This window comes from Microbacterium marinilacus (assembly GCF_019753765.1).
Classification (GTDB): Bacteria; Actinomycetota; Actinomycetes; order Actinomycetales; family Microbacteriaceae; genus Microbacterium; species Microbacterium marinilacus.
On the sequence record NZ_JAIJZW010000009.1, the window covers coordinates 139,433 to 150,644 of the forward strand.

Sequence of the window (11,212 nt, forward strand, 5' to 3'; positions counted from 1 at the left end):
CGCATGATCCGCAAATCTGCGGACGGATGATTGCGGATTCTGCAGGAGGCCGGGATGGCGAACCGGGTGGCGACGGGCCTGAGGATCGTGCGCATGGTGGCGGAGCGCCCCGACCCGACCGTGCCGTCGACCGTGGGTGCGCTGGCCCGCGACGCGGGGATCGCGCTGAGCCGGGCCTCCCGCCTGTGCGCGGAGCTGGAGCGGGCGGGGCTGCTCGCGCGGGGCGAGGCATACGGGACCTACCGCCTGGGCGCCGCCGCGCTGCGCCTGTCCGGCCGTGCGACGGCGCCGTTCGCGACCGCGGTGCGGCACGCCCTCCTGGTGGCGGGCAAGAGGACGGGCGAGACCGTGCTGCTCGCGGCGCCGGCCGGCGCCGCGATGGTCGTCACCGCCGCCGAACCGTCCGGCTGGACGCTCTACTCGCCGGCCGAGGTGGGTGAGGTCGTCCTCGACGACGGCGCGGCGATCGCCCGCGCCGTGCGAGGAGACGAGCCGGACCGGGCCGGGGAGCTGCACGCCGAGTCGACCCTCGGCATGTGCGTCGAGGTCGCCACCCCCGTGCGCACGCCGACGGGCGAGCGCATCGCGGCCCTCGCCGTCCGGCTGCCGGTGAACCGCGCCCGCGCCGGGGTCCGCGCGGCGCGGCGAGCGCTGGACGCGGCGCGCCGCATCGTCGAGCGCGCCGTCGCCGTGGACGCGGCCGCCCCGGCGCCGGAGCGCGACGAGCCCGCCGGCCCCCCCGAGGCCGGCGGGACGAGCGCGTCCCTCGACGCGGCCGTGGCGATCCTCCGTCACCTCGCGGAGGGGCGCGACACGATCGCCGGCACCGCCCGGGCGACGGGGCTGCGCCGCGACCGCGTGCAGCGCCTGCTCGACTCTAGTCGCGAGGCCGACGTCGTCCACGTCGGCGACGAGCCCGGCACGTACCGTCTCGGCTGGAGCGTGCACGGGTGGCATCGGGCGGCGGCGGAGCCCATGCTCATGCGATGCGGGGAGCCGCTGGTCGCCGCCGCCTCCGCCCGGCACGGTGTCTGCGCGTTCATCACCGTGCTGAGCGGCATGCGCAGCGTGACGCGTGTGGAGGTGCTCGAGAGCGTGGGCGAAGGGCTGCGGATGACGCCGTGGCTCGGCAGGCCGTGCCCGATCACGGGGGCCGACGGGGGTCCGACGCTCGTGATGGACCTCGAGGTCGCCGACATCGACCCGCTGCTGCCGCGTCGGGCCACGGCCCGCGATCACGAGGAGTTCCTGGAACGCGTCCGGCAGGTGAAGCGGGCGGGGGTGCTCGCCAAGGACTCGTTCGAGGAAGCGGGCCAGATGGCCGTCTCCGCGCCGATCCGCGACGCGAGCGGCGGCGTGGCCGCCGCGGCCTGCATCGTCGGGACCCCCGACGACGTGCGGGGTCGGCTGGAGGAGCTGAAGCGGGCGGCGCGCGACCTGGCTCGGGAGGTGGCGGCGGCCCTCGGCCACGAGCCGGCGATCGCGTGGCCCGGCCGGTCCGGCGCCGCGGTCTAGGCTGAACCCCATGCCGTCGGATGCCGCTCCTCGTCGCACGTACAGCTACCTCGGCCCGGCGGGCACCTTCACCGAGGCGGCGCTCGCGCAGGTGCCCGAGGCGCGCGGTCAGATCTGGCGGGCGGTGCACAACGTCGGCGAGGCGCTCGCCGACGTCGCCGAGGGGCGCAGCGACGCGGCGATGATCGCGATCGAGAACTCGATCGACGGCGGTGTCTCGACCGCTCAGGACGCGCTCGCGCGCATCCCCAACCTCCGCATCGTCGGCGAGTACCTGGTGCCCGTCGAGTTCGTGCTGGTGGGGCGGCCGGGGGCGCGGATGGAGGACGTCCGGCTGGTCAGCGCGCACCCGGTGGCCTACGCCCAGTGCCTGGACTGGCTCGCCGCTCACCTGCCGGAGCACCAGCACGTGCCGGCGTCGAGCAACGTCGCGAGCGCGGTCGGCATCCTCGACGGATCGAGCCCGGCCGACGCGGCGATCGCCCCTCCCGGCATCTCGGCGCACCACGAGGTCGAGGTGCTGGCGGAGGGCATCGGCGACACGGCCGACGCGGTGACGAGGTTCGTGCTCGTCACGGGGCCCACGCCCCCGCCGTCCCCCACCGGCGCCGACAAGACGAGCGTCATCGTCGAGCTGCCCGAGGACCGCGCGGGCACCCTGCTCGAGATGCTCGAGCAGTTCTCGACCCGCGGCATCAACCTGAGCCTGATCCAGTCGCGACCGATCGGCGACGCCCTCGGCCGGTACCGGTTCGTGATCGACGCCGACGGACACATCGTCGACGAGCGGATGGCCGACGCGCTGATGGGACTTCGCCGCTTCAGCCCGAACGTCGTCTTCCTCGGTTCGTACCCCCGCGCCGACCGCGCCATCGTGCACTACCCCGACCGCTACAGCGACGAGGTGTTCGTCGAGGCGCGCGACTGGCTGCGCGCGCTGATCTCGGGCGAGCCCGCGGCCTGACGGGGCCGGGCGCCTCTCCGGGCGCCGAAGGCACGTCCTCGGCGCCGGGGATGTCCACGCCGTAGGAGTGCGCGAGCGGGATGGGCCCTACGGGGTGGATTCCTCCGATTCCGTGGCGCGTCTCTGCTCGGGGACGCGGCCTCAGGCGGACGGCGCGCTCAGCACTCCGGGCCCTCGAGCCACAGCTGGTCGGCCCTGCCCGCGCGCATGGCCCCTCGCGTACACGTCGATCTTGAAGTGGATGGTCGCGAGCGCCTCCTGCAGGTCGGCGACCTGCTGCTGCACCCGCTCCTCGTGCTGCTGCAGGATCTCGAGCCGCGCGGCCTCGTTGCCCGCCCCCTCGCGGGCGAGCTGCGCGTAGCGCTGGATCTCCGGCAGCGGCATCCCCGACGACCGCAGCTTGGTGCACACCTTGAGCCAGCCGACCTCCTCCTCGGTGAACAGGCGCCGCCCGGCCCCGTCGCGCCGCACGGGCGCGAGGAGCAGCCCCTCCTGCTCGTAGAAGCGGAGGGCGTGCGTGCTGAGGCCGGTGAGCTCGCTGACACGGCCGATGCCGTAGGTGGTCTGCTCGGCCGTCCGGTCGGTGGTCGTCATGCCGGTCAGCCTACGACTTGACCTCGAGTCGGCTCTAATTCGTACGGTCGCGATGAACCTCCGACGAAGGGAACACCATGACCACCACCTGGTTCATCACCGGCACCTCCTCCGGCTTCGGCCGGCTGCTCACCGAGCGCCTCCTCGAGCGCGGCGACCGCGTCGCCGCGACGCTGCGCCGCCCCGAGGCGCTGCAGGACCTGCGGGAGCGGTACGGCGACCTGCTCTGGACCGCCCGTCTCGACGTCACGGACGCGGACGAGGTCGAGCGGGTCGTCGAGGACGCCTTCGCGGCGCTCGGCACGATCGACGTCGTCGTCAACAACGCCGGATACGGCGTCTTCGCCTCGGCCGAGGAGGCCTCGGACGAGCAGATCCGGCGCGTCGTCGACACCAACCTGCTGGGGTCGATCCGGGTGGTGCGCGCGGCGCTGCCCCGCCTGCGCGCGCAGGGTCACGGCCGCATCCTGCAGATCTCGACGGCGGGCGGCCAGGCGACGTACCCGAACTTCTCGTACTACCACGCGTCCAAGTGGGGGATCGAGGGATTCAGCGAGACCGTCGCCCAGGAGATCGCGCCGTTCGGGATCGGGCTGACCATCGTCGAGCCCGGGGCCACGCCGACGGGCTTCGGATCGTCGCTCGACACCGCCCCGGTGATGGCCGAGTATGACGCCACGCCGGCCGGCGACGTCCGACGGGCCATCGCCTCGGGCGAGTTCGGGCTGCCGAACGACCCCGAGCGGATCGCCGGCGCGATCGTCGACCTCGTCGACTCCGGCGAGACGCCGCTGCGACTGCCGCTCGGTTCGGACACGTACGAGCACGTCCGTGCGGCGCTCGTCGCGCGGCTCGCCGAGCACGAGTCCCATCGCGAGGTCGCCTACTCGGTGGTCGCCCCCGCCTCCCGCTAAGGAGCGACGATGCCGGCGTGGATGCCCCAGAGCACGACCTGGAGGCGGTCCCGCGAGCCCGTCTTCTGCAGCAGGCCCGCGAGGTGGTACTTCACGGTCGTCGGCTCCACGAAAAGCCGCCCGGCGATCTCGGCGTTCGACAGCCCCTCGGCGAGGAGGCGGAGGACGTCGAGCTCTCGGGCGGTCAGGTCGTGGGCGTCGCCGGGCTCCGCGCGGGCCACGGGCGCCGCGCGGCGCGCCGAGAACTCGTGCAGGATGCGCCGCGTGAGCCGCTGGTCGAGGGTGCCCTCGCCCGCCGCGACCGACCTGATCGCGCCCAGGAGCGTCGCCTCGTCGGCGCCCTTCAGGAGGAACCCGGCGGCCCCGGCCTCGAGTGCGGCGAACACGTCGTCGTCCACGTCGAAGGTCGTCAGCACCAGCACGTCCGCCTGCACGGCGGGGTCGGCGACGATCGCGCGCGTGGCGGAGATGCCGTCGACGACGGGCATCCGGATGTCCATGCACACGACGTCCGGCTGCAGCTCGCGGGCGAGCCCGACGGCCTCCTCGCCGTCGGACGCCTCGCCCACCACCTCGATGTCGTCCTCGGCGCCCAGGATGACCGCGAGCCCCGCGCGCACCACCGCCTGGTCGTCTGCGATCAGCACGCGGATCATGCGGGCTCCTCGTCTCCCCGCCGCTGCGCGGCGGTGTCGTGTGGCCGCTCCGCGGCGGTGTCGTGTGGCCGCTCCGCGGCGGGGATCGTGAGCTGGTTGCGCCAGCCGACGCCGGACGCCGGGCCGGTCTCGAGGCGGGCGCCGACCAGGGCCGCGCGCTCGGCCATGCCGGCCAGTCCGTAGCCCTCGCGCGCGACGTGACCGGCGCCCGTCGCGCCCGCATGCGGGTTGTCGACGGTGAGGCGCACGGCGTCGGGCAGGAACTCCACGACGACCCGCGTGGGGGCTCCCGGCGCGTGACGCGCGGCGTTCGAGAGCGACTCCTGCACCATCCGGTACCCCGCGGTCTCGGCCAGGGGGCTCAGCGTTCGCGACGGGCCCTCGGTCACGTGCTCGACCCGCTGCCCGCGCTCGCGCGCATCGTGGACGAGCGCGTCGATCGCCGCGAGCCGTGGAACGGTGCTCACGGTGCCTCGCGCGCTGCTCCCGCCGGACGCGGGGGCGTCGTCGTCGCGCAGCAGCCCGACCGTGCGGCGCAGGTCGGCCAGCGCGGTGCGCGCATCGTCCTGCAGCGCCGAGAGGGTCTGTCGCGCCCGTTCGGGGTCGGAGCGGGTGAGGGCCGACGCGGCCTGCGCGCTCACGATGATGCCCGACAGGTGATGCCCGGCGATGTCGTGCAGCTCGCGGGCCAGCGCGGTCCGTCCCGCGCGCAGCTCGCGCTCGGCGCTCTCGGCGCGCTGCCGCTCGAGCAGGTCGGCGCGCTCCCGCAGGGCCTCGCGCAGGCGTTCCCGTCCCGTCGCGTACTCCGCGGCGACGGCCGGCGCCGCGAACAGCACGACGACGCGCGTGGCCGCGGCGGCGACGATCTCGAGGGCGCCGGTGCCGTCGCCGATCATCGCGGCGACGCCGACCGCGGCGCTCGCCGCAGCAGCAGCGCCGAGCGCCGCGTAGGCGGGGCGCCGGGCCGTGCGGCGGACGACGCCGTACGCGGCGGCCGCCACGGCGAGCGCGCCGATGCCGAGCTGCCCGCCGCTGGTGGCGAGGATGGCGAGATCCAGCGCCACGACGGCCGCGAGAGCGGCGAACGGGGAGCGGACGCGGAGCAGGAGCGCCCCCGCCTGCAGCACGACGAGCCCGGCGTGCGCCAGGGGCGGCACATCGGGGGAGACGACCTCGTCGACGACCCCCGTCACGTCCGCTCCGATGTACCCGGCGGCGACGGCGAGCGTCAGCACGGGCAGGATCAGGCCCCGGCCGGGAGTCGCCGGCGTGGCGGGGCGGGAGGGCATGGAGCGAGTCAACCACGCCCTGTGGCCCCCGGCCGCGGGAGCGGCCGGGGGCTCGGCGGGCCGTACGGGCGCGCTCAGTCGCACAGCGTCTCGTCGAGCGCATCGACGACGATCCGGTACGAGTCGAGCAGTCGCTCCTCGTCGGCCTGGTCGACGATCGCCCATGGCAGCGCGGTCACCGCGATGGTCACGGCGGTGCCGTCGGGGCCGACCGCGTTGCGGGTCTGCGTGCCGGGGATGTCGCCGCCGTGGCCCCACGCGACGCCGCCGCAGCTGAGCGGGTACCGCTGCAGGCCGAGCCCGTAGGCGGCCTCCGGCCACAGCTCGTCGCCGGCGGGCACCGTCGTCTGCAGCTCGGCCAGCGCTGCCTCCCCCAGCAGTCGCCCGTCGAGCAGTGCCTGCATGAACGTGTTCAGCTCGCTCGGCGTCGACACCATCGCGCCTGCGGCCCAGGCGAACGACGGGTCGAGCTCGCTGATGTCCCGCAGCTCGCCGACGTCGGCGCTGTGATACCCGTGGGGGTGCTCGCCGCGCAGGTCCTGCTCGCCGGGGGCGGGGAAGTAGGCGTGCGCGAGCTCCAGCGGGCGCACGATGCGCTCGTCGATCTGCTCGGCCAGCGGGCGGTGCGTCACGCGCTCGACGAGCAGCCCGAGCACGAGGTAGTTGGTGTTGCTGTACTCCCACCGCTCGCCCGGGGCGGATGCCGCGGGGCGGGCCAGCGCGACGTCGAGCATGTCGCGCGGCGAGATGTAGTCGTGCTGCACCCCGAACGCGTCCGCGGCGACCTCGTCGGCGTACTCGGGCAGGCCGCTGGTGTGCTGCAGCAGCTGGCGCACGCTGATCGCGGCGCCGTCGATCCCGTCTCCCGCCACCAGGCCCGGCAGGTACGAGTCGATCGGCTCGTCCAGGTCGACGCGCCCCTCCTCCACGAGCTGCAGCACGACGGTCGCGACGAACATCTTGGTGTTGCTGGCGATCCGCACCTCGCCGTCCTCGGGCGGGGCGGCGCCGGTGTCGCGATCGCCCGTGCCGGCGACCGCGTCGACGCGGCCGCCGTCCGGTGCGGTGACGGTCGCGAGTGCTGCGGGGTAGCCGGAGTCGACGATCTGCTGCAGCCGTTCCTGCAGCCGGTCGCCCTGCGCGGCGTCCTGCTCGGCGGCCTGTGCGCCGCCCGTTCCGGAGGGGGTGCTCGCCGCGACCCGTGCCCAGGCGCCCAGACCGGTGGCTCCGGCCACCAGCGCCGCGACGACGCCTCCGACGAGCAGGGCGCGGGCTCGCCGCGAGAGGTGCGGCGCCGTGCCGCGGGTCTCGGTCGTGTTGTCGTTCATCTCGTGTCCTTTCCTAGGGGTGTGGGGGTAGGGGTGTGGGGTGTGGGCGTCAGAGGCCGCGTCGTCGCAGGAAGACGGCGGCGACCGCGAGCAGGGCGCCGGTGAGCGCGACCAGGGCGGCCAGGGCGCCGATCGGCGGCAGCCCGCCGTCGCTCGCGCCGATCGCCGCCTGGCTGAGCGCCACGGGCAGGAAGCGGGTCCAGGTCTGCGCGGTCCCGCTGACGAGCTGGGCGACGCCGGAGACCAGCGGCTCGAGCAGCAGGACCGCGAGCATCGCCACGACGCCGGAGAGCTGGCTGCGCGCGATCATCCCCACCGCCAGGCCGATCAGGGCCAGGCAGGCGACCACGACGGTGCCGCGGGCGACCACGCCGGCGACGGCCACCGGATCCACGGCGAGCGTGATGCCCGCCGTGACGAGCGTCGTCAGCAGGATGAGGGCGCTGAGAGCCGCGAGCCCGACTCCGAGGGCCGCCGCCGCGACGCCGGTCGCCGCCGCCTTCGTCACGACGATCCGACCGCGACGGGGCTGGGCGAGTGCGGCGCCGACGATGCCGCCGTAGCGGAAGTCGCTCGTCGCGGCGATGGTGCCGAGCAGCGCGACGGCCAGCGTCACGATGCCGAGCGATCCGCCTCCCATCGCCGCGCCGAGGGGTGCGAGCGCGTCCAGCTGCTCGGCGCCGGTGGTCAGCCCGACGTCCGGAAGGTCTCCGCCGAGCGCCTCGGCCCCGGGGCCGATGTCGCCGCGGGCGAGCGCGGGCAGGAGCGAGACGAACGCGAGCTGGGTGATTGCGAGTCCGACCAGCGCGGTCGCCGCCGTGGCCTTCGTCGCCGTCGTCGTCGAGAGGGCGAGGAGCTCTGCGCGCAGCATCAGCGCACCTCCGTCCGGGGCTCGGTGAGGCGCAGGTAGTACCCCTCGAGGTCGCCGCCGGACGCCGTCAGCGCCTCCTGCAGCGAGGTCTCGGCCGCCACGCGGCCGCCCGCGATCACGACGACGTCGTCGGCGATGGCCTGGACATCGGCGAGCAGGTGCGACGAGAGCAGCACGGCGCCGCCCGCATCGGCGAACGACCGCAGCCGTCGGCGCAGCCAGTGCATCCCCGCCGGGTCGAGGCCGTTCGCCGGCTCGTCCAGCACCAGGATCCCGGGACGGGCGAGCAGCGCGGTCGCCAGAGCGGTCCGCTGTCGCATCCCGAGCGAGTACGAGCCGATGCGCCGGTCGGCGGCGTCGGACATGCCGACCTCGTCGAGTGCCTCCGCCACGCGCGTGGCGTCCTCGCCGGCGCGGGCGGCGGCGATGCGCAGGTGCTGCCGCGCGGTGCGCGCCGGGTGCAGGCCCCCGGCGTCCAGCACGGCGCCCACCGTGCGGGCGGGGGCCGCGAGGTCGCGGAAGGGGCGGCCGTCGACGAGCGCCTCTCCGGAGTCCGGTGCGGCGAGGCCGAGCAGCATGCGGATGGTCGTGGTCTTGCCGGCGCCGTTCGGGCCGAGCAGCCCGACGATGCGGCCGGGGCCGACGGTGAGGCCGACGTCGTCGACGCGGAGGCGCCCGCGGAAGCTCTTGCGCAGGCCGCGTGCCTGGATCGGGGGTGTGAGGGTGTCCATGCCTCCAGCGTCGCGAGCGGCGCGGTGCGGCGCCCCGGCCGGAGGGACGGTCGCGACTGGCCGGAACGACAGGACCACCCGGGCTCGGCGAGTGCCATATGGCACTCGCCATGGCGTCCCGAGTGCCATATGGCACTCGCCACGTTGCCCGGAGTGCCAGATGGCACTCGCCGCGGCCTCTCGACCGTCCGCGCTCGCGGGCGGTCGCCGGCTGTCAGTCCTGCGCGGCCCTGCCGGCGGCCTCCGGGCGCACGGCGGCGTCGCCGACCAGGGTCGACAGCCGTGCCTCGAGGGCCTCCAGCTGCTCGACTCCGATCCGGTCCGCCCAGTCGCCGCGGAGGGCGTCGAAGATCGCCTCGCCCTCGTGCATCGCCTCCCAGCCGAGCGGCGTCACCTCGATCCGCTTGCGCCGCGCGTCCCGGGGGTCCTCGCCGCGGGAGACGTAGCCGCGCTCCTGCAGGGTGGCGATGGTCTTCGCGGCCGCCTGCTTCGACACGGACAGGCGCCGCCCCAGCTCCGACGCGCTGTCGGCACCCGCCGCGATCGCGCGCATGGCGAAGTCGTGCACGGGGCGGAAGTCTTCGTGCCCGCGCGCGGCGAGCTCGGTGGTCGCGTCCTCGACCAGCGCGCGGTAGCCGCTCAGCAGCAGCAGTGCGAGGTCGGCGCCAGAGCGAGACATGCGAACAGGATACGGCGCTCTAGACATAGACAACTTGGTTGACTATCCTATAGACAACTAAGTTGTCTATAGGAGGAGCATCATGACCAGCGAAGAGACCCCGGCCGCGACCGTCGACGGCGTCGACCACCATCTCGTCGAGGTGGGCACCACGCGGCTGCACTACGTGTCGGCCGGCAGCTCGGGATCGCCGGTCCTGCTCGTGCACGGATTCCCTGAGACGTGGTGGGCGTTCCACCGCCTGATCCCGCTGCTCGCCACCGAGCACCGCGTCTTCGCCGTCGACCTGCGCGGGTTCGGCGAATCGGACGTCGCGGCGGACGACCACGACAGCCGCACCGCCGCCGACGACCTGCACGGGCTGATCGCGCAGCTCGGCGTCGGGCCGGTGCACGTCGTGTCGCAGGACATCTCCGGCGGGGCGGTGTTCCGGCTGATCGCCGCCCACCCGTCCGACGTGCGGAGCCTCACCGCCGTCGAGACGGGCCTGGCCGGGTTCGGCCTGGAGGGGCTCGCGGACGTCACCCACGGTGGGTCGTGGCACATCGGCGCGCTGGCGGCGCCCGGCGTGCCCGAGCTGCTGTTCACGGGAAGGGAGCGGGAGCTGATCGGCGGCATGCTGCGGGCCATGAGCGTGGACCCCGGGGCGGTCACGGCCGCCGACGTCGACGAGCTCGCCCGCACCTACGCCCGGCCCGGGGGCTGGCGCGGGGCGAGCGGGCTCTACCGCTCGATGCTGGCCGAGGGCGAGGAGCTGCGCGCGCTCGCCGCCGCGCGGCCGGTGCCCGTGCCCGTGCTGGCGGTCGGCGCCGGCGGCGGCGCGTTCACCGCGGACACGATGACGCAGGTCGCCGCGGGGACGGTCGCGACCGAGAGCCTCGACGGCGTCGGCCACTACGCGGCGCTCGAGGCGCCGACGGCGCTCGCCGTGGCGCTGCGCGGCTTCCTGGAGCGCGTCGACGCCGAGTGACCGCCGCGCGGCGTCGGGTCAGCGGGGTGTCAGCACCCCGACGGGCTCCCGCCACCCCGACCCGTCGCGCAGCCGGAGCGCGACCAGGCGCTCGAGCCGCGTGACGGGGACGACGACGGCGGGGTCGAGCACCTCGGACAGCGGACGGACGAACACGAACTGCGCGGCGGAGCGGCTGCCGGCCTCCGGGTCGGCGGCCTCGCGCACCAGCCGGAACCGTTCCGCGAAGCGGGCGATGTTGGTCTCCGGCAGCTGCTCGCGCAGCACCGGGTCGAGCAGCCAGCTGGTGCACGAGAACCCGTCGGCGCCCGTGAGCGCCCGCGCCCGGTCGAGCGCCGCGTCCACGGCCTCGGGGTGCAGCGGGCCGGTCTCGGGCACGTGCAGCGCGTGGCCGTCGGCTCCCGCGCGCCGCTCGACCTGCAGGCGTCCGGCCGACACGACGTCGCCCCGCAGCAGACTGAGCAGCCACGGCAGCACGGCGGCGGCGCCGTAGCGGGCGTGCTTGCGGCCGACGTCGGCGAGGGTGTCGCGCGTGACGTCCTCGGCGATCCCCTCGCTCCGATGCCGCGCTAGCTGTACCCGGTCAGCACGTTGGTGACGCCCGGTTAGGGAGAAGGCCTCCACGATTGGTGGTGTCTAACGTCACCGAAGTGGAGGCCTTCTCTTGGTCCACCGTAATGCGCGGCTTACCGTCACGGGCC

12 protein-coding genes are annotated in these 11,212 nt (G+C 74.9%); 4 read left to right on the top strand and 8 right to left on the bottom strand.

Annotated elements, in window-relative coordinates:
* Window positions 1-54 precede the first annotated feature (54 nt).
* Complete coding sequence (locus K5S26_RS14705) at window positions 55-1,515, top strand: IclR family transcriptional regulator domain-containing protein (RefSeq protein WP_221859518.1); 1,461 nt, start codon at window positions 55-57, stop codon at window positions 1,513-1,515.
* 10 nt (window positions 1,516-1,525) lie between these two features.
* Window positions 1,526-2,479: a prephenate dehydratase gene (gene pheA, locus K5S26_RS14710; RefSeq protein WP_221859520.1), complete on the top strand. Its 954-nt coding sequence runs from the start codon at window positions 1,526-1,528 to the stop codon at window positions 2,477-2,479.
* Window positions 2,480-2,620: 141 nt separating this feature from the next.
* Here the strand turns inward: pheA and K5S26_RS14715 are convergent, their stop codons facing one another.
* Window positions 2,621-3,073, bottom strand: a complete 453-nt coding sequence (locus K5S26_RS14715) for a MerR family transcriptional regulator (protein WP_221859522.1) — start codon at window positions 3,071-3,073, stop codon at window positions 2,621-2,623.
* Between the two features lie 77 nt (window positions 3,074-3,150).
* Here K5S26_RS14715 and K5S26_RS14720 point away from each other — a divergent pair, with 77 nt between their 5' ends.
* Window positions 3,151-3,987, top strand: coding sequence for an SDR family oxidoreductase (locus K5S26_RS14720; protein ID WP_221859524.1), 837 nt, complete (start codon window positions 3,151-3,153; stop codon window positions 3,985-3,987).
* Here the strand turns inward: K5S26_RS14720 and K5S26_RS14725 are convergent.
* From K5S26_RS14725 to K5S26_RS14750, 6 genes are all read right to left on the bottom strand, one after another.
* Window positions 3,984-4,643, bottom strand: a complete 660-nt coding sequence (locus K5S26_RS14725) for a response regulator transcription factor (RefSeq protein ID WP_221859526.1) — start codon at window positions 4,641-4,643, stop codon at window positions 3,984-3,986. The two genes, K5S26_RS14720 and K5S26_RS14725, sit on opposite strands and share 4 nt — an antisense overlap.
* Complete coding sequence (locus K5S26_RS14730; RefSeq protein ID WP_221859528.1) at window positions 4,640-5,932, bottom strand: sensor histidine kinase; 1,293 nt, start codon at window positions 5,930-5,932, stop codon at window positions 4,640-4,642. Before K5S26_RS14730 ends, K5S26_RS14725 begins: the two co-directional genes overlap by 4 nt.
* Window positions 5,933-6,006: 74 nt before the next feature.
* A complete protein-coding gene (locus K5S26_RS14735; RefSeq protein WP_221859530.1) occupies window positions 6,007-7,260 on the bottom strand; it encodes a serine hydrolase domain-containing protein in 1,254 nt (417 codons plus the stop codon).
* 49 nt (window positions 7,261-7,309) lie between these two features.
* Window positions 7,310-8,131, bottom strand: a complete 822-nt coding sequence (locus K5S26_RS14740) for a hypothetical protein (RefSeq protein WP_221859532.1) — start codon at window positions 8,129-8,131, stop codon at window positions 7,310-7,312.
* Complete coding sequence (locus tag K5S26_RS14745; protein ID WP_221859534.1) at window positions 8,131-8,862, bottom strand: ABC transporter ATP-binding protein; 732 nt, start codon at window positions 8,860-8,862, stop codon at window positions 8,131-8,133. Before K5S26_RS14745 ends, K5S26_RS14740 begins: the two co-directional genes overlap by 1 nt.
* Before the next feature lie 214 nt (window positions 8,863-9,076).
* On the bottom strand, window positions 9,077-9,541 hold the full coding sequence (locus K5S26_RS14750; protein ID WP_221859536.1) for a MarR family winged helix-turn-helix transcriptional regulator: 465 nt from the start codon (window positions 9,539-9,541) through the stop codon (window positions 9,077-9,079).
* A gap of 82 nt (window positions 9,542-9,623) precedes the next feature.
* On the opposite strand from K5S26_RS14750, the gene K5S26_RS14755 reads away from it, so the two are divergent.
* Window positions 9,624-10,511, top strand: coding sequence for an alpha/beta fold hydrolase (locus tag K5S26_RS14755; protein ID WP_221859538.1), 888 nt, complete (start codon window positions 9,624-9,626; stop codon window positions 10,509-10,511).
* Between the two features lie 18 nt (window positions 10,512-10,529).
* Here K5S26_RS14755 and K5S26_RS18815 read toward each other — a convergent pair whose 3' ends face one another.
* Window positions 10,530-11,135 (bottom strand): hypothetical protein, encoded by a 606-nt coding sequence (locus tag K5S26_RS18815; RefSeq protein WP_221859540.1) that lies wholly within the window; start codon window positions 11,133-11,135, stop codon window positions 10,530-10,532.
* Window positions 11,136-11,212: the final 77 nt, after the last annotated feature.

What these genes read in the sequence shown, in the direction of transcription:
- K5S26_RS14720 (WP_221859524.1), top strand. Translation starts at nt 3,151, where the DNA reads ATGACCACCACCTGGTTCATCACCGGCACCTCCTCCGGCTTCGGCCGG.
- K5S26_RS14730 (WP_221859528.1), bottom strand. Translation starts at nt 5,932, where the DNA reads ATGCCCTCCCGCCCCGCCACGCCGGCGACTCCCGGCCGGGGCCTGATC.
- K5S26_RS14755 (WP_221859538.1), top strand. Translation starts at nt 9,624, where the DNA reads ATGACCAGCGAAGAGACCCCGGCCGCGACCGTCGACGGCGTCGACCAC.
- K5S26_RS14725 (WP_221859526.1), bottom strand. Translation starts at nt 4,643, where the DNA reads ATGATCCGCGTGCTGATCGCAGACGACCAGGCGGTGGTGCGCGCGGGG.
- K5S26_RS14705 (WP_221859518.1), top strand. Translation starts at nt 55, where the DNA reads ATGGCGAACCGGGTGGCGACGGGCCTGAGGATCGTGCGCATGGTGGCG.
- K5S26_RS14740 (WP_221859532.1), bottom strand. Translation starts at nt 8,131, where the DNA reads ATGCTGCGCGCAGAGCTCCTCGCCCTCTCGACGACGACGGCGACGAAG.
- K5S26_RS14750 (WP_221859536.1), bottom strand. Translation starts at nt 9,541, where the DNA reads ATGTCTCGCTCTGGCGCCGACCTCGCACTGCTGCTGCTGAGCGGCTAC.
- pheA (WP_221859520.1), top strand. Translation starts at nt 1,526, where the DNA reads ATGCCGTCGGATGCCGCTCCTCGTCGCACGTACAGCTACCTCGGCCCG.
- K5S26_RS14745 (WP_221859534.1), bottom strand. Translation starts at nt 8,862, where the DNA reads ATGGACACCCTCACACCCCCGATCCAGGCACGCGGCCTGCGCAAGAGC.
- K5S26_RS14715 (WP_221859522.1), bottom strand. Translation starts at nt 3,073, where the DNA reads ATGACGACCACCGACCGGACGGCCGAGCAGACCACCTACGGCATCGGC.
- K5S26_RS14735 (WP_221859530.1), bottom strand. Translation starts at nt 7,260, where the DNA reads ATGAACGACAACACGACCGAGACCCGCGGCACGGCGCCGCACCTCTCG.